Consider the following 26,238-nt stretch of genomic DNA (forward strand, 5'->3'; position numbering starts at 1 on the left):
CAGTTTATTCCCTGCATACAAGAGGTCGCCTGCATAGAACAAGACATACTAAATAACTATAAAAATATAAGACGAATTCCTCTCTAAGTATCCCATTTCCATTGTCTTTTGTTTTTGGGGAACCGGCTTAGAAAATAAGCATAGAACAGTGGACTTCTCCACCGTATACAAATCCAGCGGACAGAAGCCGCCTTAGAATAAGATCAAAATAACATATATATCTTCCATTTTCAAGAAAACTTTTTATAAATTTAACGAAGCAACAAGCAGTGCGAAAAGAACAGAAGGGCCCTGCGTCATGCTTGCATGTAAGCAGGGGACTTTCGGTTTCTTTTCATTCGGCGACTGCCGATAGCGAAATGAAGCGTATGCGGAATTGAGCTGGCACTGCGGACGCTAACAAAAATAGTTCGCGCAAGAGGGCGTGTATTGCAACGTTCGTCAGGGCTTTGCCGAAATTCCTCACTTTTGCAACACACGCCCTCTTGCGCTTACACTTTCGCCAGCTTAAGTTTATAATTTCAGACAGAAAAGAACCGACTTCACGCTGCTACAGACTCCCAGTCAGAAGTTTTCCTTCGTCTATAGGAAGGTGGCGCCCTAACTGAAATTCATAAAAAAGAGAACGGCTTCACGTTGTTATAGCCCTCCAATTAGAAGTATCTATACTACTCCCGATTGGAAATACATAGCAGCGTGAAGCCGATTTTTTACGTCTGGAAATATAAACTTAAGCTGGCGAAAGTGTGAGTGTGAAAGAGAGGCTTTGCGTGAGTGAGGAATTTCGGCGAAGCCCTGACGAACGATGCAAAGCCTCTCTTTCACACGACCCTTTTGTCGCTTAAATTTTATATTTCGTCAATTAAATTTATACTTAATTTAATCTTGGCACTTCTTGTCCTCTTAGTTCTATAATGGGCCCTCCGGTTCCTTCTATATATTCTCTTGTAATAGTCACTTGCCCGATACTGTCATCCTTTGGTATCTCATACATAATGTCCAGCATAAATTCTTCTATAATTGCGCGCAGCGCACGGGCTCCTGTATCTTTCTCCATCGCTTTTTCGGCGATTGCCTCCAAAGCTCCGTCATCAAACTTCAGATTTACTTCATCAAGCGCCAAAAGCTTCTGATACTGCTTCAATATCGCGTTTTTCGGTTCTCTTAATATCTTTACAAGCATATCCTTATCCAAACCTTTTAAAGTAAAGATAATAGGCAGACGTCCTATAAATTCTGGAATCATTCCAAATTTACGCAGATCTTCCACTGTAACTTTAGACAAAAGCTCTTTATCATGCTCAAATTTATCCTTCAGTTCAGAATTAAAGCCCATGGATGTCTTTTTAGACAGTCTCTCTTTTATGATTTCTTCTAAATCCGGAAACGCACCACCACAGATGAATAAAATATTTTTTGTATTGACTGTCGTCAGCGGCACCATTGCATTCTTGCTGTTCGCACCCACCGGCACTTCTACTTCGCTTCCTTCCAAAAGCTTTAGCATTCCCTGCTGTACAGATTCTCCGCTTACATCTCTCTGGTTCGAATTTCTCTTTTTCGCAATCTTATCAATCTCATCAATGAAGATAATGCCCTGTTCTGCCCTTTCTACGTCATTGTCCGCAGCAGCCAGTAATTTAGAAACAACACTCTCAATGTCATCCCCTATGTATCCTGCCTCTGTAAGCGAAGTCGCATCTGTAATCGCAAGCGGCACATCCAAAAGCTTTGCCAGTGTTTTTACAAGATAGGTCTTTCCGCTTCCTGTCGGTCCAATCATCAGCATATTGGATTTTTCAATTTCAATATCATCCATTGTATCTGTAGCAACCCGTTTATAATGATTATATACAGCTACTGACATCGCCTTCTTTGCATACTCTTGTCCCACCACATACTCGTCCAGCCTTGCTTTAATTTTATGCGGGGCAGGAATATCTTTGATGTCTAATTTATGATATTCCTTTGTCTTTTCTTTTTTCTTCTTTATCTTTTGGCTCTTCGGAATCGTATTTTCCAAGTCCGACATATTTAAAAACTGTACTCCCGGAATATGCATCAGCCTATTTAGATCCACTGACCCATTTGTCATTGCATCAAAACTCTTCTGCATACAATCCGGACATACGGTGATATTATTCGGCAGCTCTACCATCTTCCCAGTCACACTCTCTGGTCTATGGCAGATAAAACAGATTTTCTCGTACTCATCTTCTTTTTCTTTTTTCTCTTCTGTTTTTATTACTTCTGTCTTTTCTTCTGAAACTGTGTCTGGAGTAGTTTCCTTCTCTTTTTTTTCTTCGTCTATGATAACAAAATCCTTGTCTGACATCGTCTTTTCCTTCCTTGCCCTCTATGAATATTTTCTGCGCACACTCATATACTGTACGCAGATATGCCTTCATACGTATTTTTGCTGCTTTATCTATCTCAAGATACAGCTAACCTGTCTCCCATTATAATACACATGCTGCGTATATACAAATGAACTTTTTCTAAACCTCTCTCCTTATTCTTCCAGCATTTTCAGAAATTCTTCCTCAGAAATAATCGGAATTCCCAGTTCTTTTGCTTTCTTATTCTTAGAAGAAACAGACTCTACATCATTGTTAATCAGATAATTCGTCTTGGACGTCACCGTACCTGTCACCTTCCCGCCCTTTTTTTCAATCTGTTCCTTTATCTCCCTGCGATTTGAAAAATGCTTTACCGTACCTGTCACAACAAAATTCATATTTTCAAATGTCTGCTTTTCTGCCTGCTCTGCCTCTTCTGGTATCTCCACTTCCAAAAGCAGACGCCTGAATAAATCTTTATTCTCTTTATCGGAAAAATATTCTACAAATACATGCGCAATTACGCCTCCGATTCCAGAAATCTCGTCCAACTCTTCCTCTGTGGCATTGATAAGACGTTCCGGCTGATTATCAAATGCCTTGCAGATCATCTTGGCGTTAGCCAATCCGATATTGGGAATTCCCAGACTGTATACCAGTTTTGCAAGGGTTGTCTGCCGCGCCTGCTCTACATTACGGATTAAATTATCATAAGATTTTTCCCCAAAGCCCTCCATATTTTTGATCTGTTCCTCATATCGATCCAGATGGAAGATATCCGTAAAGTCCTTCACAAATCCATTGATAATAAACTTCTCTAAGGTTGCCTGAGACATGCCTTCAATATTCATCGCATCTCGGCTTACAAACAATACAAAAGATTTTAAATGCTTTGCCTGGCATTTCGGGTTCGTGCAAAACAATGCTTTTGTCTCATTTTCCATAGAAATCTTTGTCTTTCCACCGCATACCGGACAGACCTTCGGCACATCCTTCACTCCGCTGCGCGTCAGATTCTCTGCAATCTGCGGAATGATCATATTCGCCTTATACACCTTAATACGATCCCCAATTCCTAATTCCAGTTCTTCCATGATACTGATGTTATGCACGCTGGCCCGACTGACCGTCGTACCTTCCAGCTCTACCGGCTCAAAAATCGCAACTGGATTTAAAAGTCCGGTGCGGGAAGGGCTCCACTCAATCTCCCTAAGTGTCGTCTCCCTTATCTCATCCGCCCACTTAAATGCAATAGAATCTCTCGGGAATTTCGCCGTCGCTCCCAGACCTTGTCCATAGGCAATATCATCATAGATAAGTACTAAACCATCGGAAGGGATCTCATTTTCTTTGATATGACTTTCAAACCACTTCACTTCTTCTTCAACGGTACTGTTCGTAACAAGGTGATTTTCTACTACAGAAAACCCTTGCTCTTTCAACCATTCCATCTGATAGAAACGAGAATTCTTAAAATCGACTCCCTCCGCCTGCACAAGACTGAACGCATAAAACTGTACGTTCCTTTTTGCTGTAATTTCATTATTTAATTGTCTTACAGAACCACTACATAAATTTCTTGGATTTTTATATTTCGCGTCTACATCCTCGATCTCATCATTGATTTTTTCAAAATCGCGGTAACTGATAACCGCCTCTCCCCTGAGGATCAGCTCACCCTTATAAGGAATATGAAGCGGAAGATTTACAAACACCTTCGCATTATTAGTAATGACCTCTCCAACTTCTCCATTTCCTCTTGTAACTGCCTTCAAAAGGCTTCCCTCCCGATACGTCAGCACGATCGTCAGTCCGTCCAGCTTCCAGGAAAGTACCGCCTTTTTATCCCCCAGAAATTCTCTTAGCTGCTCTGTCTCCTTCGTTTTATCCAGAGACAGCATAGGTCGCTCATGCTGCTCTTTGGGCAGTTCGCTAAGTACTTCATACCCTACATGAATGGTAGGACTGGACGAAATTGTCGTTCCCAATTCACGTTCCAGTCCTGCTAATTCATCATATAATCTATCATATTCAAAATTGCTCATAATTTCGGTGTCTTCCTGCTCATACGCACGCCGCGCTCTGTTTAACAGTTCTACCAATTCAAGCATTCTTTCTTTTTTCTTCTCCACCAATGTCCCTCCTGCCTGTCTGAATTAAGCCTGCTCTTCTACGTTCTATTTATTTTGTACCGGTTCATTTGAAGAACCTTTAAGCAATTCATACAGCTCATTTAATTCTCTGTCTGTCAGCAGCCTGTATTCTCCCTCTTTTAGCTTTCCTACATGGATATTCATTACCCGCACTCTGAACAAATCTTTTACTTTATATCCCAATGTTTCACACATTCGCCGTATCTGCCTGTTCAACCCCTGAGTCAACACAATAGAAAATGTATATTTGCCGATCTGCTTTACTTTGCATGGTCTTGTTACGGTGTCTAATATATGCACACCTCTCTCCATTTCATTTAGAAATTCTGGCGTAATCTCCTTATCTACCGTCACCTTATATTCCTTCTCGTGAAAATTTCCCGCACGCATCATTTTATTGATAATGTCTCCGTTATTTGTCATCAGAAGCAGGCCCCTTGAATCCTTGTCCAGCCTTCCGATATATGTTACGCGAACCGGATAATTTAAAAACCGGACAATACTGTTGCGTTCTCTCTTTTCCTCTGTACATACAATTCCTGCAGGCTTATTTACCGCCAACACGATCATCTCGTCCTGCCTGGAAACTATTTTTTTTCCTACCTTCACTGTCTGCCCTGGAACAATCTTCATTCCCGTCACAGCACGTTCCCCGTCTACACTTACGCGACCACCTTCAATCAATTTGTCCGCCTCGCGTCTGGAACATACTCCTGCTTCACTTAAATATTTATTCAGACGAACAGGTTCTTTTTTCCTATGAAATTCTTCTTTAATTCGATTACTCACCTGTAAACACTCCACTTATACTATTGTCTGTGAAGAACGTATTCCCACTATATAAAAACATTACATCCGTTATCCGATAATTATCCATAATATCCTGAATATTGCCACCGTAGTACCTTGGATCTACAAGGATAATTTCTCTGAAATAGGGTGTCAGAAACTGTACAAAGCAGTTTGCGAAAGAATCCTTTACAAGCAGCAGCCTTCTATCGCTTGCAGACACCGTTTTAATGTCAATAACGGAGGAATTTCCGCCTAAATATACTCCATACTTGTCTCTTGTCTCTAATTTGGAAGAATCATAAATCGATGTAGTTCTACGCTGCTCGTCCACATAATTTACAATGACATCATTGTCCTCGTCCTTTGGGACATAGATATCAATCGTTTCTTTTACATTCAGGTTTACTCCACTTTTTGAAGCAAGTGTACCATTAAAACTGTCTGTCACCGGATGTGCAACAAATCCACTCGAAAATTCCTCATTGATATCCAGTGCCTTTGCTGCCTCCTGGAAGGTATAAAATGCCCCCAGCGCCGTCCAATGTGGATCGGTCTTGTAATATATTTTTTCCGATTTATGCTTATCTAATACAGAAACCGCGTCTACCCAGGTCACAGAATCACCCAAGTCCTTTTTTACCTGATTGATAAGCTGTGTCTGATCCTCCACTGAAGCAAATGCCGGCAGCTTATCATTTAAAACGTTTGCTGCATCTGGAACAAGGAGCATAGAAACAGAAATATCCGGATAGGCTTTCGTAAATGTCTGAATTGCCTCTATGTTCGCACGAAGGTTTTCTTTGTCCGGTACCTCTATTCTCTCCATAAGCTGATTGCTTTTCCCGATTAACACACCATTCTCTTCCTTGCTTCCACCAAGACGATCGAAGAAAACCTTTACACTTCTCCAAGCATTACGGCCTACAAACTGATCCGACAGGTAACTTTCATAGCTCTCCATAAAGTTCCCGTTGGTTACACTACTCCAGTTCAGCTTCGGCTTATTAGTCAGCATCCTGTTTTCTTCCTCTGACATTTCATTATCTGGAACCAAAATATTCAGAATCATAATAAAAAACAGACACAGGATAAATATGAGCCCTATTAAGTTTTCTATTCTGCCTTTCTTTTTTCTGTTCTTTTCACTCATACTCTCACCTAAAATCTAAAGTATAAAAACGGATTAAATGTGTCAGTCACCAAAAACGCCACGGAAAGGAAAAACATTCCGATATACACGATCACCGCGGCAGCCATTCTCACACGTACATGCACAAACGCGCCGATTATCCGATTTATGATACGCATTCCCAATGCTGTACATCCAATAAACGCCAGTAAATACAACAACCAGTGCGTAAGCAGCAAAAATACAGCCTGCCCGTCTATAAATCCTGAAGCTCCGATCCCGAACATCATTCCCAGATATTCAAACGCATATCCCAGACTCGGACTAAAGAAAAATACCCAGCCGATTAAAACCAACACCATTGCGTAAACATGTCGTGCCGCACTGGGGAGCCGATCTAAAACAGAGCCCCACACATATTTTTCTAAAACCAGAAGAACACCATAGTATACTCCCCACAGGAAAAAGTTCCATGCTGCTCCATGCCACAGTCCGGTCAGCATCCATACAATCAACAGATTCAGTATATGGCGTGACGCGCTGCAGCGGTTCCCGCCAAGCGGGATATAGACATATTCCCGAAACCATGTGCTTAGAGAAATATGCCACCGTCTCCAAAACTCGGTTATACTCCTGGAAATATAAGGATAATTGAAGTTCCTGCGAAATTCAAATCCAAACATTTTTCCTAATCCTACCGCCATATCTGAATATCCACTGAAATCAAAATAGATTTGAAGCGCATAGGAGATACAGCCTAACCAGGCAGTCATCACACTGAAGCTGCCAATTTGCATCGCCGCTATTTCTTCAAAAATCTGCCCAACCATATTGGCAATCATTACTTTCTTGGCAAGACCGCGAATAAAATACAGCGCTCCCTGTCCCAGCTTTCTCCCTGAAACTGTACGGCTTTCCAACTGCTCTTCAATATCTACATAGCGGACAATCGGCCCTGCTATCAGCTGCGGAAACATACTGATATAAAGTGCAAAATATAAAATATTTTTCTGTGGTTTTACGTTTCCCCAATATACGTCTACAATGTACGACAGCGCCTGAAATGTATAAAATGAAATTCCAATCGGAAGAGGCAGTTCCCTATAAGGTATATCGACTGGGAGTACTGCGTTAATACTATCCATCAAAAAACCGTAATACTTAAAAAATCCAAGCAAAAGAAGATTCATTGCCACCGTAAAAACCAAACTACGTTTCGCTTTCCCTATATCTTCTTTTTTTGCTTCTATATCCTGCCCACAGAAGTAATTCAGCAAAATAGAAAGTACCATCAGAATAATATAAACCGGCTCTCCCCAGGCATAGAAAAAAATGCTTGCGAAAAGCATCACAATGTTTCTAAAATTTTTAGGAACAATATAATAAACTGCCATCGTTATAGGCAGAAACATAAACAAAAATGTAATACTGCTGAATAACATCCTCTGTTTCCTCTCACTTTGTCTTATAGGCTCTTGTTAAATGCCTCTTTGTATTCCTGCGCTTTGGGAGCAATGGCCAAAAAAACATAGTTTCCCCTCACACTGCGCTGCGCGTCGTCGAGAAGCTTTACTTCCTCCGGAACGTATCCGTCAAATTCTTTTTTCTTTGCCGCAAGATACTCGTCTATTGCGTCTGACACATCCTGTACCTGGTCATTTTCTTTTACCTTTATTACCAGAACCTCCTCTGCAGACATAGCAGACTCTGAAGAGTATAAAAGCACTCCTTCATAATCTGCACTGTTCAATCCATAATATCGTTTCAGATCCTGCCCGTCCATTTTCGTAAGATTCGCAGTATCCAATGACTGTTCTACCTCTTTCGCCACCTCTTCAAAGGGTCTGTTACTGCCGCTTGTATACACCATAAGCAAAACAATATATACAAGAATAACTGCCAATACAATATACTTCATTATTTGGTTGATTCCTGGTCTGTCTGTTCTCATAAGGACGCCACCTCCGCCATACGGTCAGCCCATATTGGATAAAACTCCGGCTTAAAATGCACACCGTCCTCTTCGTAATATTGAGATGATACCAGCTGCGTATTGTCAATGTAAGCAATCTGCTGCTCATCACACAGCTTAGATAAGTCCTGGTTGTACTCTTCCAGATTCTTAAATGCCGGCTCTTTTTCAATTTCCTGTTCCTGGACAGGGAAAATCGAATTCACAAATATCTTTGTATCCGGCAGTTCCTCTTCCAGCTTATCAAGCAGCACAGAATACTGCTCTATAAATTCTTCTGTGTCCCCCTGTGTAGCAATAATATCATTCATCCCATAAGCAAGAAAAATAACCTGTGGATTCAACTTGACAACCTGTTCTATCTGTTCGTCTAACTCATCTAGTTCCACCCCAATCTTTGAAACCACACTGGATGCATTTAAAACATCATATTCTGTAAATCCTTCTGTAATCGAATCTCCCATCACAACTGCGCTGGAAAAAATCTCTTTTGGACTTCGTGTATCCTCCTGTGTATTTTGTTTTGCTTCCAGCTGCTGAATCTTCGTCTCTATCGTTTTGATATCTGCCGATTCCGCTTTCTTTATAATCTCCATTCCCTCGGTTGTATCCACCTTTGTAGAGGTGACATGCGTAATTACCTCTGCCAGTATAAATATGACAATCAGAAGCGCAATAATGATGATACAAATATAAACGCCTCTTCTTCTATGTTTTTTCATCTGCAATCCCTTTTCTTATATTTAAGCATACATATTTAATCATACTTTTTTTATATACAAAAGTCAATGTCTGACTGTCATAAAAACGCCTCGGCCGCATTACCAGCCAAGGCGTTTTCTCATCATTGACTTTCTTTTTCCTTTTTGTTAAGCTCTCGAATCAAAAGAGCTGTCCTATCCCAGTGTTCCTTCACCAAAACAGACGCTGAATATTCATCTTTCATTTCTAAAGCCTGAATGATTTTTTCATGCTCTCTAACGGAACCTTCCAATGGTGTATCTCTGAAAAATCCATATTCCAATCTCTGTATATGTATCCATAATACATCACAGAAATCCATAATATACTCATTTCCCGCCGCCTCCAAAATACAACGGTGAAATTCTTTGTCCGCTTTTAATATTGGCATCGGCTTGTCCTGTTCTTTGACACACTCTGTAAATACGTCACTGAGCGTTTTCAAACGCCTGATATGTGCAGGAGTGATTTTCTCAACAGCAAGTTTAATCGCTAACTGCTGCAGTATCGCCATTGGCAGATACCATTTCTCAATATCCTCTGTCTCAATCTCTGTAACAAGCGTCGCTTTACCCGGATAGGATTTCACCAATTTCTGCGCTTCCAGAAGCTGCAATGCCTCCCTGACCGGTGTTCTACTTATATTAAAGTACTCAGCAATCTCTACATCTGAAACCTTCTCTCCCGGCTTGAACTGACCTTCAATAATCCAATCCTTCACAGTCTCATATACCTTCTGCTTAGCGGAAGTTCTCTCAAAAGGTATTTCCTGATTTGGCAATGGCATATTAGCACCCCGCTTTCTATACTAGAATCATACCAGAATTTTCCCCTACAATCCAGGCTTTTTAAAATTTTCATTCTATAATACTCCCAGCTGTATTTCCCCCTATATGTAGCAGTACCTTTAAACCACCTACATTGACATGCTTATCTTCTCAATGTTAAAATAAAAGAAATTATTTTACATAAAAGCGAGGATCGTATATGTCTAATTTCTTACAGGATTTAAGTACGCATTACAATATATTTACACGTTCTCAAAAAATCATCGCTGATTATCTTACTGAAAATTTAAATGATATCGCTTTTTGTACTTTGGAAGAGCTTGCCGAAAAAATAGATGTCAGTACGACTACGATAATCCGTTTTTCCAGAGCTCTTGGGTATACCGGTTATTCAGAAATGCAAAAAGATATCCAAAATAATATCCAGACAAAAGTAGGGCTGCCGGAACGTCTGTCCAGTCAGAAATTTTATCCGGACAACACACTGCTCTCTGATTCTTTTCAGAATGATATTCACAATATTCAGCATACAATGGCAACCCAGAACAACGAAGATTTGCAAGCGGTGATCCATCTTATTTCCAACGCGCCCAATGTCTATATTCTTGGGATGAGAAGTTCTTTTTCCATCTCTTATTATCTTGCCTCTCGGTTAAGCGAAATCCGCGAGAATGTCCGTCTCATCCAGTCTGTCGGAATGCTCTACCCAGAGGAAATTGTCAGCGCAAAAGAGGGCGATGTCTGTATTGCATATTTATTTCCGCGTTATTCTAAATTAAGTACCACCATTCTCTCCTGGCTGAAAAATGAAGGAGTAAAAATCATTTTGTTTACCAGTCAAAACTATAGCGCTGTTCAAGGATACGGTGATATTATTCTCCCTTGTTCTATCGCCAGCCTGACTTATAAAAACTCTTATGCCGCACCGTTGAGTCTTTCTAATTATCTGATTACTGCAATTACACAGAAAAACTTCGATGAGTCGCAGAGGCTTCTGAAAAAGACAGAATCGATACTCAACCAGGGATTTTATCTGGGATTGTAAAATCTATAGATACGCCTGCAATTAGGAATCACCAGCTCCGGCAAATGCTGTTTCTGGTGATTCCTAAATTTAAACATTCTGTATTTTGACGTAAATCAAAGTTATCTTAACAAAAAAGAAAAGCTCTCCATCTAATACCTTTTACAAAAGCATATACTTTCTATTTTCCTGCAATTTCCACGCAAATTGCCACATATCCTTCTAAAGCTTTTTTCATTAACTCTATATTAATCCTGTCTTTTGGAGAATGACAATATATCTCTTCAGCAGGCGAATACCCAATCGTGGGAATATTCAAGACTTTGGCAATATATGCGGCATCTGTTCCAAAATCCCAGAAATATGTCTTTGGATATTGCCCTACTTCTGACAAAGCTTTCAGTGTTCTTTGTACGTATCCATTTTCTATGTCCGTAATAAAACAAGGCTTATTCAATTCCGCAGATTCCTGAACTTCCGTATAACTTGTATGCTCCAAGCTACGTACACGCACCTCGTACTTTGCCGATGGATCTGCCATCTCCAGTTTTTCTGCAATTTCACGGAATCTGGCAAGGATAGAATCTACGGTTTCATTTACTGTAAATCGATAGTCAATATTGACCGTACAGCTGTCCGGTACTACACAGTTAAATCCCGGATGACATTCTATATTAATAATAGAAAGGGAAGCTCGAAATGTGCCATCTTCTGGCATGTTTTCTGATAGTTTGTCAATTTCCTCAATCATAGGAGCCATTTTTGAAACTGAGTTTATTCCTAACCATGGAGCGCTGGAATGGCTGTTTTTTCCCTTGGAGATTACTTGCACTTCCAGTCTGCCTCTATGCCCAAGTGCAATTCCCATACTAGTCGATTCTCCAGAAATGCAGTATGCTATTTTTCTGTCTTTCAGACCGTCCTCCCACATTCGAACCGCACCCCACATATCCCCAGGTTCTTCTTCTACAACAAACGTAAAAATCAAATCTCTTGTCAGTTTGATTTCTAACTTTTTCAACAAAGCGGCTGCATAAATCTGTGTGGCAATCGTCCCTTTCGTATCACTGGCACCTCTCCCATGAATATAGCCGTCTGCAATTATCCCTCCAAAGGGATCATACTCCCAAGCGGTTAAATCTCCCGGATCTACCTGATCCATATGGCAGTTAAACAATATGGCATCTTCTGTACCGTCTCCCTTTAAAATACCAATAACATTTCCGGTACGATCCCGAAATACTTCGTCAAAGTCAAGTTTCTTCAACTCTTCAAGAATTGCATCCGCTGTTTCTTTTTCATGTCCGGTGTCGCTTCTTCTCTGGATCAACTTTTGAGCAAACTGTATCATAGAATCAGAGATCTCCTCTACTTCCTTATTTAATATTGTTTTTTCTATCTTCATATTGATTCCTCTTCTAAAACATCCACGTTAATCTACTTCAAACCCCATTCTATACGTAATTTTACTTGAAACCTCATAAACTTGCAAAACAGAATCCAAGTCTACGTATTCGTTCGCCTGATGATAATTCACTCCTACCGGACCATACGACATACAATTAATATTCCCTGTTTCCGCCGCGATTACTCCAGTATCTGTATATCCCGTAAATACTGGCGTTTTTGCATATACACCGGTAACGCCTTTGACAACTTCCTGTAATTCACGCAGAAGAACAGAACTATCATCTTGCAGAATATACGGTCTTTTTGCAATCACATTATAGGACCCTTTAAGTCCGGGAACTTTTTCACATGCCTCCTGTATCGCGTCTTCTACCAGTTTTAGTGACCCTTCTGTCGTAAGCGGAGGCGCGAGACGCATATCGATCGTAATGCTGCATTTTTCAGCTACCACGTTCGTATTATACCCTCCATTGATAGTACCAAAGCATACAGAACTCTGTCCAAATTCTTCATCTACAGGGAGAGCGTCTATTCTTTTCTTAATACCACGAACAACTTCGGACATTCCTACTATCGCGTCTATTCCGGTCCAGGGCATAGAACCATGCGCAGGTGCACCTTCCACATGTATTTCAAACCATGTCTTCCCCTTATGTTTTACGTAAATATCGCCACAGCTAGGTTCATGATCTAATGCATAACTGTTTTTTGTTGCATATCCGCTTTTTAATGCCTGCATAGCTCCTTTCATGATACAGCCTTCTTCGTCTGCTGTTGCGATAAAAATAATATCTCTTTTTGGTTTTTTATCCTGCTTTACCGCATCGCGGAACGCAAGCATGCCTGCCGCTAACCCTGCTTTCATGTCTCCTGCGCCTCTGCCATACATGCGATTTCCTACAATTTCAGGCTCAAAGGGATCTGTTTTCCACCCTTCCCCTGCCGGTACGACGTCCATATGATGGATTGTAATAAAAGCAGGATCATGGATTTCTCCTTCCAGTTTACATACAACATTAAATCTGTCTAGCTCAAATTCATCTTTTATTACAGGGAGTCCTGTTTCTTTTTCCATCCAGTTAGCAACAAAATCGCCGATTTCTTTTTCATATTTTCCAACATTTGTACTTTCTATTTTTACTAATTCTGTTAATAATTGTACAATTTCTTGTGACATATAATCCATATCTTCAGCCTCCATAAAGCTAAAATTTTATTTGTTTAAATTGTTCCCTGTACCTTTAAAAGAACTTCCGCTATCAAAGCAGACCAGAAAAATGTACCAAATATTACGACACATCCTACAAGGATTGCTTTCCATCCAATTTTTGTAAACGCGCGCCAGTCTCTTCCTACTGTAAGACCGGAATATGCCAGAATCGGAGTAACCACTGCCATCAACTGGATTTTACTTGTATATTCAACCACAAAACCTGACAAAGGGCACCATGGCATGGAAACCAGAATCCCTACAATAGATACATGTAGAAAAGAGGGGAATCTTTTGCCAATAAATTTACTTATTACAATCCCCACCAAGGCAATCACAATCAGTATCAATATCCCGGGGATTGACTCCAGAGGCATAAGATGCTCATATCCGGCCCAATTTCCTAAAACGCTGATTATCCCACTAATAATCAGTGCTCCGGCACATTGAATGAGATAATTTTTTGATAATTTTGTATTCTCTTCCATACTCTTATTCCCCCTTTTCCGCCTGTATTTTTTCTTTTCTTCCTCTTCCTATTACCGGATACAGCTTCTTATATAAGAATTCCGCCAACGGCAAACCGATAAATACATTTAGGTATATTGCTATAGCTGTAGAAATCAAATTTGACATAGAGGCAAACGCGGTAATTTTATCTGCCATAGCGGGATAGATTTCTATAAGTGTTCCTATCCCTGCCGTGGACATGGCTGCACTTCCTACACCACACGCCATTGCAACCGAATACACATGGAATATGCCTGTAGTAGAAAGGATACTGGCGAATAACCCTATCAATACCGTACCAAAAATAGTCCCGACTACGTACATAGCGATAACACCACGAAATTCAGCTCCTCTTCCATATTTCTGTTCAATGACGGCAATCCCTGATTCCCTGGACGCCGCATATGTAAGTCCAATTGTCTCTCTTTTCATTCCAAGCAAAAGAGCCAGAGGGAGGGCCATTACACAGGTAAATGCGTCACCTACATTCTGTGTAAGCAGCGGAAGACTAGCAGAAAACATGTCTTGAATCGTAGGTCCTACATTGCAGCCTAATTTTGCGCCTAAAATCAGACAGGTCATCGTTAACATAAACCCTCCGCTTTTACTTTGAGCTTCACCTATCCATTTTACAGGTTTTAATAGATATAAAACAGTAACCAGCACCATTGCATATAGAAGCGGCAACAGCGAGACTTTAATTATAGATGTTATAGGAATTGTAATTGTTCCTATTCTATCCGAAATCATACAGCAAATCAGAATTGTAATATGCAGCCTCCAGTCCTTTAAAAACTTTATATTTTCGCCCATAAACTCCCTCCATTCCTTTTAGAGAAAAAGTACATAAAAAAGTTCCTCCCATGTAGTTATTTCTGATATGGGTCATCCCATAAAGTCAGCATAGTTCCAATGCCATTTTCAACAGCGGTCTTATACAAGTCATAGCCAAGTCCGACATCAAAAGTAGCCATACCGCAGGCAACAAACGTAACTCTCTCAGAATCGTTTTGTCTGCCGGGCTTTTCCCCGAGAATAACTTCACCAATACTGGTCGAATCTGCCAATGACGGCATCTTGCCAGCATCAATCAGAGTATAAATAGGGCCACCGATTACCCCTTTGTAATATCCGGCAATGTCGCCGGACTCAACAGCTTCCTGGACATAAGCTTCATGTAAGCGTACATTGTCATAAATCAGTTTGGTACTCATCCAGAAAGAATCATCTGTCTGCATAGGGCCTGTAATGAGTACTGTCACCCCCTCCTTCATCCATTCATCTTTGACATACAGAGGTTTTAATCTGGAAGCAGCTACAGTTATTACATCAGCTTCTTTGACGGCGGCTTCTAAGTCAAGAATCACTTCGCCGTCAATTCCAAGTTCCTGTTTTTCCCAATCGAGAAATTTTTTAGCGGCAGCTTCAAAAATGTCATAGCAGATAACTTTTTTCAGATTTGGAAGCTGCGTAGCGATGGAACGTAAGCAGGAACGGTTAATCTGCCCGCAGCCTAAAACAGTGATGACTTGAGAATCCTTTCTTGCTAAGTGTCTGGCAGCAACGCCCGGAACAGCTCCTGTACGTGCCGCACTGAGCAAATTAGCGGACATAAATGCGAGAGGCTCACCGGTATCTTTGTCATTCAAGGTCACTGTGAGAACAGACCTTGGGAGACCTTTTTTAGGATTTTCTGCATTGGAGCCATACCATTTATTCCCGCAAACGTCAAATCTCCCCCCTAAGTAAGCAGGCATAGCGACAAACCTTCTGTCTGGGCCTGCCACAGGCATATTCGGAAATGGACTTTCTTTTGGGAAAACAAGGCCCAGTCCATGGCTATTGTGATTGCTTCCCCCCATAAGATAATCCCCTTTACTTAATAGAGTAAAAACCTCTTCTGCATTATCAATACATTTTTCTGCATTAAGAACACCTGCTTCTATTGTGTCTTTTTCTGATAGATAAAGAAATTCTGTTTTATGTGCCATTTATTTTCTCCTTTCATCTTTTACTACAGCACTTACTTATAAGTATCTGTTACATTTTACGCACATTTTTCATTTAACTTTTTGTTCCTAATGTTTTATTTAATACATTTATACTATTATAATATATTGCATATGTCAATATATTCGGTATATTTATTATCTTTTCATTTATTTTCACAATATTTTTGTATGTTTTTTGGTATTTTTCACTATTTATTTTTTATTTCACCTTTCTTTATTGACATATTTAATATATCGCATTATCATAAAAGTACATTTTAATACATTTTTATTTTTTATTTCTCTCTTAATGTTCTATTTAATACTATTCATATTGGAAGTAAAGGGGATTTTTATTATGAATAAAATCAAAAATTATGATACCCTTGTTTCTCATGGAGACGTTGCATCCAGAAAAATTGTACTGGATATTACTAACCGCACACTTGCACGCTTAGATGCGTATCAACGTATTAAAAGTATTATGCATTTGGAAGGTAATATATTGCATATCGGTTCAAAATCCTGGGATCTCTCTATGAAAAAGCATGTGTATCTTTTAGGAGCAGGGAAAGCATGTAATCATATGGCAATGGCAGTCGACGAAATCCTTGGCGACCGATTGACCAAAGGCATTGCCATAGTAAAGGTAGCAGAAGAAACAGACCATTTCCAAAATACAGACGTCTACGTCGGCGGACATCCACTGCCAAATCAGGCGGGTTATGAAGCTTGTTTGAAAATTCTGGATCTGGTAGACCATTCTGGCCCTGATGATTTGTTTATCGTCGTTATAAGCGGAGGCAGTTCCGCACTTATGAGCTGTCCTATTGAAGGTATCACTCTGGAGGATGAGATCAAGACAACCGACGTCATGCTCAAATCTGGGGCCGGCATTTATGAAATCAATGCAATCCGCCGCCATATCTCTGCAATGAACGGAGGTATGCTTGCAAAACGGATTCAAAATGTAGGTGCTGAGCTTATCGGTTTTGGTATCAGTGATGCCGTAGGTAATCCCGCTACCGAGAATATTGGTATTCCTTATGAAAAATATGCCAGCACACCAATGGGGCCTGACAAAACAACCCTGGAAGATGCGCGCAGAGTCATTCGAGATTATAATGTAGCGGATCGACTCCCCAAAAGCGTTGTCGACTATTTGATGCATGTAGGTCCGGAAGGAGAAACTCCGAAAGCATTTCCGGATAATACTTATTATTTATTAAACACACTGCCGGATTCCTGTATCTATGCAAAAGAAATTGCTGAAGAAATGGGTATCCCCGCTGTCATCCTCACTTCATTCCTGGAAGGTGAGAGCAAGGACGCTGGTTCTTTCTTTGCCTCTATAGCCAGAGAAGTCCAGGCATACGGGAATCCCATCGCACCCCCTTGTGTCATTTTAAGTTCAGGAGAGACAACGACACAGATATTAGATAATCGTCTCATAACCGGACATGGCGGGCCTGGACAGGAACTGACTTTAAGCTTCGCTATTCTCGCTTCCAAAACAAAAGGAGCCTGTATGCTTTCTATCGATTCAGAAGGAACAGATGGCACTACACCGGTAGCGGGAGGTATCTGCGATTCTACCAGTTATCAGACGGCGCTGGAAAAAGGTGTGGATGTGTACGGCGCTTTACGCGGGCATGCATGTTATGAAGCCTTGTCGGAGATGAACGATGCTGTATTTACCGGAAACACCGGTACGAACCTGTGCGATTTCAATGTACTATATATTCCAAAATTGGAGGACTGACACTATGAATTCTAAAATCAAATCTGTCCATGCGCGCCAGATTGTAGACTGCAAATGCCGTCCTATGGTAGAAGTAGACGTGGTAACAGAGGATGGCTGTTTGGGGCGGGGATGTGCTCCTACCGGTTCTTCTGTTGGTATGTTCGAATCCTGCGTACTGCGTGACAACAATCCAGAGGAATATCATGGATTAAGTGTACATAAGGCTGTGGACAATGTAAACAATATCATTGCGCCGGCGCTGATCGGCAAAGATGTAACCCGTCAAAAAGAGCTCGATCAGATTATGATTGATTTGGACGGAACACCGGAGAAAAGGAATTTGGGTGGAAATGCAGTCTACTCTACTTCCATCGCTCTTTTTCGGGCTGCTGCAAAGGCTTCTCATCAAACTTTGTATAATTATATTGCAGGCGGCTCTATACAAACTGTACCTGTACCAAGCTTTAATGTCATTAACGGCGGGCATTATGAAAATCTGACGCAGCCCTTTAATGAATTTATCATTATGCCATACGGAGCGTCCACTATTTACGAAGCCGTTGAAATGGGAATCAACACTTTTCAGGAGCTGGAAAAGGTCATTACAAATTATCTGGGACATAAACCTGTTGTAGCGCCTTCCTATGGTTATGCCTCCCCAAGCGAGGATCCGGAAGTCAACTTAAATCTGATGTCCGAAGCCATTGAAAACTGCGGATATACTGGAAAAATCGGCTTTGCCTTTGACTGCGCTTCCAGTGAAATGTATGATCGCCAAACCAATACCTATCTTCTGAAAGGGCAACGCGTGTCAGCAGACACTTTGATTTCTTATGCTAAAAAACTGACTGAAAAATTTCCTTTCGTATTCATCGAAGATTTATTGGATGAAGAGGACTGGGAAGCTTATCCAAAAGCGCATAAAGAAATTACTCGCACAAATCTCTTGGGAGATGATTTTATTGTCACAAATTTAGAAAGACTAAAAAGAGCTTATGAATGTAATGCCCTGGACGGTTTTATCCTAAAGCCCAATCAAGTCGGAACTATCACAGAAGCTCTGAACACTTATGAATTTGCAAAAGCGCATAATCTAATTGCTACTCCTTCCGGAAGAGCCGGAGGAGTCATCGGAGATGTTGTCATGGATCTTGCTGTAGGACTACAGGTGGGATTCATCAAAAACGGTGCTCCTCGATCAGGAGAACGCATCGATAAACTAAATTTTCTTATGCGCGCCTGCGATCTGACACCAGGGTGCAGGCTTGCAGATATTACCCCCTTATTAAAATTTTAAGCCATTGTGTTTACTTCCTATATTTGAATAGCTGTATTATGTATACCCAAAGCATCTCCTTTCATTCACCCTGCTTTGGGTATACACCAGAGAAAATCTTTTCTTAAATATTCAAATATTTTTATTTTTGCAATATATTGCATATTACATGGCATTTTTAATTTTATAGAAAGAAGGAAAATAAAATGAGTACAATATCTTCTAAATACAATCCTTATGATAATGTGATTTCCACCGTAAACCATGCTGCATCCATCCTGGGATATACTCCCAGTGATTATGAAGCCGTCCTACATCCAGAACGGGAGTTAAAGGTTTCTATACCTGTCCGCATGGACGATGGCAGTGTACGTGTTTTTGAAGGCTATCGCATACAGCACTCTACTTCCAGAGGCCCCGCGAAAGGCGGAATCCGTTATCATCAAGATGTAAATATTGATGAAGTCAAGGCGCTGGCGGCATGGATGACCTTCAAATGTGCAGTCGTAAATATACCATACGGCGGAGGAAAAGGCGGAATTATTTGCAATCCCTCCGAATTATCCGATGCAGAAATCCGTCGCCTTACCCGTCGTTTCACAGCCATGATCGCTCCCATTATCGGCCCTGAGCAAGATATTCCCGCCCCAGATGTCGGCACAAACGCAAATGTCATGGGTTGGATAATGGATACATATAGCATGCTCAAAGGGCACTGCGTTCCCGGAGTTGTCACAGGAAAGCCTCTGGAACTAGGCGGAGCTTTGGGAAGAAGTGAGGCAACCGGCCGAGGGGTTATGATAACTTCCCTTAATGTCCTGCGCGCTTTACATATTCCGATAAATGGAACAACGGCAGTTGTGCAGGGAATGGGAAATGTAGGAAGTGTATCGGCAAAGCTCTTACATATGGCAGGTATGAAAATCATCGGCGTAAGCGATGTTTCCGGTGGCCTTTTCTGTGAAAGCGGTCTGGACATTCCAGAGATAATCCGTTATCTGTCTGCCGACAGAGGAAACCTTCTAAAAGACTATGAGAAAGAAAACGTAAAACATATCACAAATAAAGAGCTGCTGGAGCTTAACACCACCCTTCTTGTCCCCGCAGCTTTGGAAAACCAAATTAATGCTGACAATGCAGACAGAATCCATGCCAAAGTAATCGTAGAAGGCGCCAATGGCCCGACTTCAATAGAAGCGGATGAAATCCTGAAAAAGAGGGGAATTGTACTGGTTCCCGACATTCTGGCAAACGCTGGCGGTGTTGTTGTTTCTTACTTTGAGTGGGTACAAAATATCCAGTCCGTAAGCTGGAGCGAAGAGCATGTCAATGAACAGTTAAAAGCAATTATGGATCAAGCTTTTAAATCTGTATGGGATATATCTGAAGAAAAGCATACCACCTTACGTACTGGGGCTTATCTTATTGCCGTAAAACGGGTAGTAGACGCTAAAAACCTGCGTGGCATCTGGCCGTAAAAACCTACAGGAAGAGTCTCTTTATTCATTCGTAGTGATTTACCGGATTTCCTTTTACGTCCTCCCTGTAATGTGCTATACTTATAATTAAGCCAGTCGGCTTCACATATCTGAATGAACGCACCCTGGGAGGTTTTCCATGATTGCACTAAAGCTGAATCACACAAAAGAATTTATGAGCCAGCTGCTTTTATCTGATACATTTGATAATTTTCTTTTTATAGAAGGCAGAATTGTAACTTTCAATACATTTACCATTGATGGATACATTCAAAAAGCTTTTTTTGAATCTGCAGAAGAACTTCCGCAGTACTCTTCCTGGAAGCATGTACGTGAATATTGTTTTTCTCTCATTAAAGGGAAACGTACTCCACTTTCCTTCCACTTTATCCTCTGCCTGTCTCCGAAAAACACTGCCCTCCTGATTGAACAGAATCACCTGGACTTTCAGCCGGAATCGGTACAAGGACTGTATTTAAATTTAAAATACGACGGAAGTGCCCTGACCTGCATTACAGGTACGTCCCTTCATATTTTTACTATGGATAAATCTCTGGAACATGCCTGGGACTGCTATTTACAAAAATTTTTTTCGCAGAAGAATATTTCTTTTGACCTTGCCTGAAAAAGCAGTACCTTTTCTATGATATGCCTTCTTTTAGGTAGATAAGTAAACGAATAAACGTCTTGAATATTATCCATTTATTACAATACTTTATCGTTGAATAATTGAATGAGATGCGGTTACATGTCAATGAACCGCACCTTGTTCATATTAGTATAAAATTAGAAAATTGAAGCAAGAAATTTTTATGTCTGAAGCGAACAGTATACTTTTTGATTCACTGTATAATCTTATATTATATGTAATTTTGTCAGCATATACTTCTAATGATATTCACAATTTCTTCATCGAATTCGTCTTTATTGAACTCGGAAATTATTTTTGTTATAGTCAAATTTTCTCCATATATCGCTTTAAACCATTTAGATAATTCCTTTATAAATTTTTTCCCGCCAACCATACTTAATTTGCTCTTTAAATCCGTCCACTCCTTTTTCATATACTCTCTTGCCTGATTATTTGCAGTACTAACATCTATTTTTCTATATTTTAAAATGTGCTCCGCATATTGATCAAATACATTATCTTTAAATGTATCAACAAATGTTTCCAATTTTTGCATAAAAATATCATGTTTTTCTTCGTCTTGTTTTGATAAACGAAATAGCACCTCCGACTCTAATAAATAATTTTCGATTTCTTTACGATTCCAAATATGTAAATTTAAATGATTAGCTGATGCTTCATCATTCTTCTCTTCTATCATATCTTTAGGAAAATAATCACTATCCAACAAACATATACATTGAATCATTCCTCTTGTCTCTTCATAAAAAAGTTTTGATGCGCCAAAAGCTTCTTTTAAATTATTAAATCCATTCAATGAAACATGTGGTAATGTCTCTAAAGAAGGGATTTTTTCTTCTAAAACCACTTCAGCAATTTTAGTCAAAATTTTCAAATCTTTTCCTTCAACAAAAATACATTTTCTTGCATCTCCTAATCTCATTAAGCTTAAATTGCTTACAGTCCCTATTTCATCAATTACTTTTTGTACTGCTCGTAAATCTGTCGTATAATGCATCTTTCTACTTCTTTTATCTATAGTAACAATATTACCCGGATTAACTTCTGATATTATTTCTATAGAATGAGTAGCAATAATAATTTGTGAATATCTACTTTGTACTAATCTAATCAGTTTTCTCTGAAGATCCGGATGCATATATACATCTGGTTCATCTAGTATAATAGTTTCATCATTTTTTGTACGTGCTAAAAACCAGATAATCTGCAACCACATTTGTAAGCCACTTCCCATCAAGCCTATTTCCGCATAAAAATCGGTGTCTGTTATATATAAAGATAATATATCTGATATTGGATCGTAATCTATTTCATTAAGACGTAGTCCCTGCCAGGTACTTTCAGCCAGCAGGACAAAATCTTTCCAAAACATTTGTTTATAATTATAAATTTCATTTCTGAAATGTCTTGAAGATAAATATGTTTCTTTGTCTTTTTCAACAGTTTCTTCTGTAAGTCTTTTCTCATTCTCTTTTATTAATCCTATCTGAGGAAGAATAGAAATTTTAAAAGAAAACACTTCCATCGCTTTTGCTTTACTTTTAATGCATTTTCCACTCTTGTCGTATAATACGGCATAGACATACAATCCATTTGCAAAAATGCATATTTCCGCATCATTTACAAATTTCACTGAAACCCTTGCAATTAAATCTTCATATCTGTAAACAATACCTCTCAAGTCGATTTTTAATTTTTCAGATTCCAAACGAAATCCTTTATCTCGTATTGGAAGTTTAAACTCTTTAGGTAAATCTTTATATGTAGTACATTTACATTTTCTTACCGATAATGCTATCAATCTTAAGGCCTCAAGTAACGAAGATTTCCCCGCATTGTTTTTTCCTACAATAACAGATATATCTTTAAAATTTATTTTTGTATTTTCAAAGCAACGATAATTACTTAAATGTATGCTTTTTATCATTTGGGTACCTATTAATTCCTTTCATTTTTTTGTCTTATCTAAAAGCTGTTAATCCACTTATATCTACCACAACTTTTTCCTTATAGGATTTCTATGTTCTATATTTCTCTGCAATAATTTACTATTCTTATAATTATTTATAATACTTTGTGGGATTTCCCTATAAAACTACAAAAGACCCTTGAAAGCACCCGTTTTACGAGGTTTTCAAGGGTCTCAATACCTTCTAAGTTATAAGCTTATTTTCCCATCTGTGCAGCTACTTCTTCTGCAAAATTCTCCTGTTTCTTTTCCAGTCCTTCGCCTGTCTCAAAACGTACAAACTTCTTCACTGTCACATTCGCATTGTTTTCTTTTGCAACTTTCTCCACATATTTCGCAACAGTCAGATCACTATCCTGAACATATACCTGATCTAACAGGCAGATTTCCTTTAACTCTTTGTTCAGACGTCCAATGATCATTTTCTCAATGATATTGTCCGGCTTTGGTTTGCTGCTCTCTTCGTTTTCTTTCTTAGCAGCCGCAAGAAGAATCTCTTTCTCATGATCCATATATTCCTGAGATACTTCATCACGAGATACATATTTCGGATACATAGCCGCTACCTGCATAGCTACATTTTTCAGACAATTCTTGATTTCATCGTTCACAACATCTGTATCCGCCTCTACCAGAACACCGATGCGTCCGCCTCCATGAATGTAGGAAACCACACATCCATTATCCGCAACTACCTTTTCGAATCTTCTAATATTTAAGTTTTCACCGATTACGGCTACTTTTTCTACCAGTGCATCTTTTACCGTCTTAGATGGTTCTGCTGCCCATGCCTCTGCCATAAACGCATCCATATCGGCCGCATCAGAATCTGCCGCCTGATTGACAACTGCTTCTACAAAATTCTGGAATTCTTCATTTTTTGCAACAAAGTCTGTCTCTGAATTTACTTCTACAATTGCAGCTACTTTATCTTCTTTCACAACTGCTTTAACAATGCCTTCCGCTGCAATTCTTCCAGCTTTTTTCTCAGCCTTTGCCTGTCCGTTTTTTCTTAAGAATTCAACTGCCGCATCCATATCACCATTCGTTTCTGTAAGAGCTTTCTTACAGTCCATCATTCCTGCACCAGTCATTTCCCTTAATTCTTTTACCATTCCTGCTGTAATTGCCATTCTTATTTCCTCCGTTTCATCATTTTCTTGTCTCTTCAAAAAATGCTTCAACCTGTCTTCTCAGGCTGAAGCATCCCCGTTCAAAATTATTAAGCTTCCACAGTTTCTTCAGCTTCTTCTGTTTCTACTGCTACTTCTTCAGCTTCTTCGTAATACTCTTCTTCTGCACCGGCTTCTCCCTGGTTTGCCTCGATTACTGCATCTGCCATCTTAGAAACAATCAATTTCACGGCTCTGATAGCATCATCATTTCCAGGAATTACATAGTCCAGCTCTTCCGGATCGCAGTTTGTATCACAGATTCCAATCAACGGAATTCCCAGTGTGTGCGCTTCCTGAACACAGATTCTTTCTTTCTTCGGATCTACGATAAAGATAGCATCTGGAATTCTCTTCATCTCTTTGATTCCGCCGAGGTTTTTCTCAAGCTTCGCCCATTCTTTTTTCAGTGCAATAACTTCCTTCTTAGGAAGAACATCAAATGTTCCGTCCTCTGACATTCTCTCAATTTCTTTCAAACGCATCACTCTGCTCTGAATAGTTTTGAAGTTTGTCAGCATACCGCCTAACCATCTCTCATTTACATAGAACATTCCACAGCGCTCTGCTTCTGTTTTAATTGCATCCTGCGCCTGTTTCTTTGTTCCTACGAAAAGGATGGTTCCGCCTTCTGCCGCGATATCTGCTACCGCTTTATATGCGTCATCTACCATTCCCACAGATTTCTGCAGATCAATGATATAGATACCATTTCTTTCTGTGTAAATATATGGAGCCATCTTAGGGTTCCATCTTCTTGTCTGATGTCCAAAATGTACACCAGCTTCCAAAAGTTGTTTCATTGAAATAACGCTCATGTTTCTTTCCTCCATTGGTTTTTTACTTCCGCATGTTTTTTCACTTCTGAGACCGTACCATATCTATGCAAAAAGATTACTTTATTCTATAATCTCTTTTCATGTGTATGGTCTTAGGCACCTTCAAAAAGTATCCACACGCGTGTTTTTTTGCAACATTGGTAGTATATCATAGAAAAATAGCGAATGCAAGGGATTTTCCTTCATTTCTCCTCCTACTTTCGTTTTTCAATTATTTGTGTTATCCTGTAAGGGCAGCAATATTAATTCAACAATATGTATTGATTAAAACTCAAACAAATACATGTTAGAATTATAAAGTTTAGGATATATTCTTTGCCCCTTCACTGGATTTGCTGTAGAAATTATATGGAGGTAAAAAATGAAATTTACATTTGCACACAATAATTTGAATGTCTATGATCTTCAGAAATCTCTGGATTTTTACAAGGAAGCACTGGGACTTACCGTAACACATGAAAAAGAGGCAGATGACAACAGTTTTAAGCTCGTATACTTAGGAGATGGTGAAACACCGCATCTTCTCGAGCTTACCTGGCTTAGAGATATGAATCGCGCATATAATCTGGGAGATAATGAAATTCATCTTGCTTTTCGTACAGATGATTTTGATGCTGCATATAAAAAGCATAAAGAGATGGGCTGTATCTGCTTTGAAAACCCCAAGATGGGAATTTATTTTATATCCGATCCAGATGGATATTGGCTCGAAATCATTCCTTCCAATGAATAGCAGCATAAAAATTAATATAACAGGAACGTTAGCGTCAGTGTACAAGGGGCAATACGCCTCAAACCGCGTAATTTCGGCGATTTTCAGCGTTATCCTCAATCGGCGTACGTCCAGTACGCCTCAATCGTCTGCCTTGAAAAGCGCCGAAATTTCTGCGGTTGAGGTCTGAGAGTCGTGAAGAGACAAATTTAAGCCTCTTTTAGGCACTTGAACGACGCGTACAAAGACGTACGCGGAGTGAAAGTAACGACAAAGCGGCTTAAATTTGTCCTTCATCGACCGTATTGCCCCTTGTACACTGACGCTATATATGTTA

At 39.8% G+C, this 26,238-nt stretch carries 22 protein-coding genes; 6 read left to right on the forward strand and 16 right to left on the reverse strand.

All coding sequences use genetic code 11. The features are described 5' to 3' along the window. Positions 1–874: 874 nt before the first annotated feature. The 8 genes from clpX to ACZ5C4_RS13785 all read right to left on the reverse strand — a co-directional run bounded on the left by clpX (position 875) and on the right by ACZ5C4_RS13785 (position 9,913). Positions 875–2,335, reverse strand: coding sequence for an ATP-dependent Clp protease ATP-binding subunit ClpX (gene clpX / locus ACZ5C4_RS13750; protein WP_186876860.1), 1,461 nt, complete (start codon positions 2,333–2,335; stop codon positions 875–877). A gap of 177 nt (positions 2,336–2,512) precedes the next feature. Next, on the reverse strand, positions 2,513–4,471 hold the full coding sequence (gene ligA, locus ACZ5C4_RS13755) for an NAD-dependent DNA ligase LigA (RefSeq protein WP_464521509.1): 1,959 nt from the start codon (positions 4,469–4,471) through the stop codon (positions 2,513–2,515). Between the two features lie 45 nt (positions 4,472–4,516). Beyond that, positions 4,517–5,281, reverse strand: coding sequence for a pseudouridine synthase (locus ACZ5C4_RS13760; RefSeq protein ID WP_464521510.1), 765 nt, complete (start codon positions 5,279–5,281; stop codon positions 4,517–4,519). After that, the gene (locus tag ACZ5C4_RS13765; RefSeq protein WP_464521511.1) at positions 5,274–6,434 is read right to left on the reverse strand and encodes a DHHW family protein; all 1,161 of its coding nucleotides are present in this window, start codon (positions 6,432–6,434) and stop codon (positions 5,274–5,276) included. Before ACZ5C4_RS13765 ends, ACZ5C4_RS13760 begins: the two co-directional genes overlap by 8 nt. Before the next feature lie 8 nt (positions 6,435–6,442). Further along, entirely contained in the window at positions 6,443–7,855 is a 1,413-nt protein-coding gene (locus tag ACZ5C4_RS13770) for an MBOAT family O-acyltransferase (protein WP_464521512.1), read from the reverse strand. 23 nt (positions 7,856–7,878) lie between these two features. Next, complete coding sequence (locus ACZ5C4_RS13775; RefSeq protein ID WP_464521513.1) at positions 7,879–8,364, reverse strand: DUF4358 domain-containing protein; 486 nt, start codon at positions 8,362–8,364, stop codon at positions 7,879–7,881. Continuing rightward, a complete protein-coding gene (locus ACZ5C4_RS13780; protein WP_464521514.1) occupies positions 8,361–9,107 on the reverse strand; it encodes a GDSL-type esterase/lipase family protein in 747 nt (248 codons plus the stop codon). Before ACZ5C4_RS13780 ends, ACZ5C4_RS13775 begins: the two co-directional genes overlap by 4 nt. 122 nt (positions 9,108–9,229) lie before the next feature. After that, a complete protein-coding gene (locus tag ACZ5C4_RS13785) occupies positions 9,230–9,913 on the reverse strand; it encodes a GntR family transcriptional regulator (protein ID WP_464521515.1) in 684 nt (227 codons plus the stop codon). 200 nt (positions 9,914–10,113) lie between these two features. On the opposite strand from ACZ5C4_RS13785, the gene ACZ5C4_RS13790 reads away from it, so the two are divergent. After that, the gene (locus tag ACZ5C4_RS13790; protein WP_464521516.1) at positions 10,114–10,959 is read left to right on the forward strand and encodes a MurR/RpiR family transcriptional regulator; all 846 of its coding nucleotides are present in this window, start codon (positions 10,114–10,116) and stop codon (positions 10,957–10,959) included. A 160-nt stretch (positions 10,960–11,119) separates the two neighbouring features. Here ACZ5C4_RS13790 and ACZ5C4_RS13795 read toward each other — a convergent pair whose 3' ends face one another. Genes ACZ5C4_RS13795 through ACZ5C4_RS13815 form a run of 5 tightly spaced genes read right to left on the reverse strand, consistent with a single transcriptional unit; the run spans position 11,120 to position 16,059 of the window. Next, a complete protein-coding gene (locus ACZ5C4_RS13795; protein ID WP_464521517.1) occupies positions 11,120–12,343 on the reverse strand; it encodes a M20/M25/M40 family metallo-hydrolase in 1,224 nt (407 codons plus the stop codon). Positions 12,344–12,370: 27 nt separating this feature from the next. Beyond that, on the reverse strand, positions 12,371–13,534 hold the full coding sequence (locus ACZ5C4_RS13800; protein WP_464521518.1) for a M20 family metallopeptidase: 1,164 nt from the start codon (positions 13,532–13,534) through the stop codon (positions 12,371–12,373). Positions 13,535–13,569: 35 nt separating this feature from the next. Further along, positions 13,570–14,046, reverse strand: coding sequence for a hypothetical protein (locus tag ACZ5C4_RS13805; RefSeq protein ID WP_464521519.1), 477 nt, complete (start codon positions 14,044–14,046; stop codon positions 13,570–13,572). A gap of 4 nt (positions 14,047–14,050) precedes the next feature. Next, on the reverse strand, positions 14,051–14,881 hold the full coding sequence (locus ACZ5C4_RS13810) for a DUF3100 domain-containing protein (protein ID WP_464521520.1): 831 nt from the start codon (positions 14,879–14,881) through the stop codon (positions 14,051–14,053). Positions 14,882–14,937: 56 nt separating this feature from the next. Continuing rightward, positions 14,938–16,059: a tyramine oxidase subunit B gene (locus tag ACZ5C4_RS13815; protein WP_464521521.1), complete on the reverse strand. Its 1,122-nt coding sequence runs from the start codon at positions 16,057–16,059 to the stop codon at positions 14,938–14,940. Between the two features lie 358 nt (positions 16,060–16,417). Between ACZ5C4_RS13815 and ACZ5C4_RS13820 the strand changes: the two genes are divergently transcribed. From ACZ5C4_RS13820 to ACZ5C4_RS13835, 4 genes are all read left to right on the forward strand, one after another. Beyond that, complete coding sequence (locus tag ACZ5C4_RS13820; RefSeq protein ID WP_464521522.1) at positions 16,418–17,821, forward strand: glycerate kinase type-2 family protein; 1,404 nt, start codon at positions 16,418–16,420, stop codon at positions 17,819–17,821. 4 nt (positions 17,822–17,825) lie between these two features. Continuing rightward, a complete protein-coding gene (gene eno, locus ACZ5C4_RS13825) occupies positions 17,826–19,100 on the forward strand; it encodes a phosphopyruvate hydratase (protein WP_464521523.1) in 1,275 nt (424 codons plus the stop codon). Between the two features lie 194 nt (positions 19,101–19,294). Further along, positions 19,295–20,557: a Glu/Leu/Phe/Val family dehydrogenase gene (locus ACZ5C4_RS13830; protein ID WP_464522353.1), complete on the forward strand. Its 1,263-nt coding sequence runs from the start codon at positions 19,295–19,297 to the stop codon at positions 20,555–20,557. A 139-nt stretch (positions 20,558–20,696) separates the two neighbouring features. Next, positions 20,697–21,182: a DUF5721 family protein gene (locus tag ACZ5C4_RS13835; protein ID WP_464521524.1), complete on the forward strand. Its 486-nt coding sequence runs from the start codon at positions 20,697–20,699 to the stop codon at positions 21,180–21,182. Positions 21,183–21,432: 250 nt separating this feature from the next. On the opposite strand, the gene ACZ5C4_RS13840 is transcribed toward ACZ5C4_RS13835, so the two are convergent. The 3 genes from ACZ5C4_RS13840 to rpsB form a co-directional block, all read right to left on the reverse strand. Next, the gene (locus ACZ5C4_RS13840) at positions 21,433–23,136 is read right to left on the reverse strand and encodes an ATP-dependent nuclease (RefSeq protein ID WP_464521525.1); all 1,704 of its coding nucleotides are present in this window, start codon (positions 23,134–23,136) and stop codon (positions 21,433–21,435) included. 239 nt (positions 23,137–23,375) lie between these two features. Next, entirely contained in the window at positions 23,376–24,311 is a 936-nt protein-coding gene (gene tsf / locus ACZ5C4_RS13845) for a translation elongation factor Ts (RefSeq protein ID WP_186876877.1), read from the reverse strand. An 89-nt stretch (positions 24,312–24,400) separates the two neighbouring features. Next, entirely contained in the window at positions 24,401–25,168 is a 768-nt protein-coding gene (rpsB, locus tag ACZ5C4_RS13850) for a 30S ribosomal protein S2 (protein ID WP_186876878.1), read from the reverse strand. 382 nt (positions 25,169–25,550) lie between these two features. On the opposite strand from rpsB, the gene ACZ5C4_RS13855 reads away from it, so the two are divergent. Then, positions 25,551–25,922, forward strand: coding sequence for a VOC family protein (locus ACZ5C4_RS13855; RefSeq protein WP_464521526.1), 372 nt, complete (start codon positions 25,551–25,553; stop codon positions 25,920–25,922). Positions 25,923–26,238 lie beyond the last annotated feature (316 nt).

It is taken from the genome of Mediterraneibacter flintii, from assembly GCF_055387595.1.

Bases quoted from the DNA above. Each gene is read 5' to 3' on its own strand.
- clpX (WP_186876860.1), bottom strand. From the start codon at position 2,335: ATGTCAGACAAGGATTTTGTTATCATAGACGAAGAAAAAAAAGAGAAG.
- ACZ5C4_RS13765 (WP_464521511.1), bottom strand. From the start codon at position 6,434: ATGAGTGAAAAGAACAGAAAAAAGAAAGGCAGAATAGAAAACTTAATA.
- ACZ5C4_RS13770 (WP_464521512.1), bottom strand. From the start codon at position 7,855: ATGTTATTCAGCAGTATTACATTTTTGTTTATGTTTCTGCCTATAACG.
- ACZ5C4_RS13775 (WP_464521513.1), bottom strand. From the start codon at position 8,364: ATGAGAACAGACAGACCAGGAATCAACCAAATAATGAAGTATATTGTA.
- ACZ5C4_RS13780 (WP_464521514.1), bottom strand. From the start codon at position 9,107: ATGAAAAAACATAGAAGAAGAGGCGTTTATATTTGTATCATCATTATT.
- ACZ5C4_RS13785 (WP_464521515.1), bottom strand. From the start codon at position 9,913: ATGCCATTGCCAAATCAGGAAATACCTTTTGAGAGAACTTCCGCTAAG.
- ACZ5C4_RS13790 (WP_464521516.1), top strand. From the start codon at position 10,114: ATGTCTAATTTCTTACAGGATTTAAGTACGCATTACAATATATTTACA.
- ACZ5C4_RS13795 (WP_464521517.1), bottom strand. From the start codon at position 12,343: ATGAAGATAGAAAAAACAATATTAAATAAGGAAGTAGAGGAGATCTCT.
- ACZ5C4_RS13800 (WP_464521518.1), bottom strand. From the start codon at position 13,534: ATGGATTATATGTCACAAGAAATTGTACAATTATTAACAGAATTAGTA.
- ACZ5C4_RS13805 (WP_464521519.1), bottom strand. From the start codon at position 14,046: ATGGAAGAGAATACAAAATTATCAAAAAATTATCTCATTCAATGTGCC.
- ACZ5C4_RS13810 (WP_464521520.1), bottom strand. From the start codon at position 14,881: ATGGGCGAAAATATAAAGTTTTTAAAGGACTGGAGGCTGCATATTACA.
- ACZ5C4_RS13815 (WP_464521521.1), bottom strand. From the start codon at position 16,059: ATGGCACATAAAACAGAATTTCTTTATCTATCAGAAAAAGACACAATA.
- ACZ5C4_RS13820 (WP_464521522.1), top strand. From the start codon at position 16,418: ATGAATAAAATCAAAAATTATGATACCCTTGTTTCTCATGGAGACGTT.
- eno (WP_464521523.1), top strand. From the start codon at position 17,826: ATGAATTCTAAAATCAAATCTGTCCATGCGCGCCAGATTGTAGACTGC.
- ACZ5C4_RS13835 (WP_464521524.1), top strand. From the start codon at position 20,697: ATGATTGCACTAAAGCTGAATCACACAAAAGAATTTATGAGCCAGCTG.
- ACZ5C4_RS13840 (WP_464521525.1), bottom strand. From the start codon at position 23,136: ATGATAAAAAGCATACATTTAAGTAATTATCGTTGCTTTGAAAATACA.
- tsf (WP_186876877.1), bottom strand. From the start codon at position 24,311: ATGGCAATTACAGCAGGAATGGTAAAAGAATTAAGGGAAATGACTGGT.
- rpsB (WP_186876878.1), bottom strand. From the start codon at position 25,168: ATGAGCGTTATTTCAATGAAACAACTTTTGGAAGCTGGTGTACATTTT.
- ACZ5C4_RS13855 (WP_464521526.1), top strand. From the start codon at position 25,551: ATGAAATTTACATTTGCACACAATAATTTGAATGTCTATGATCTTCAG.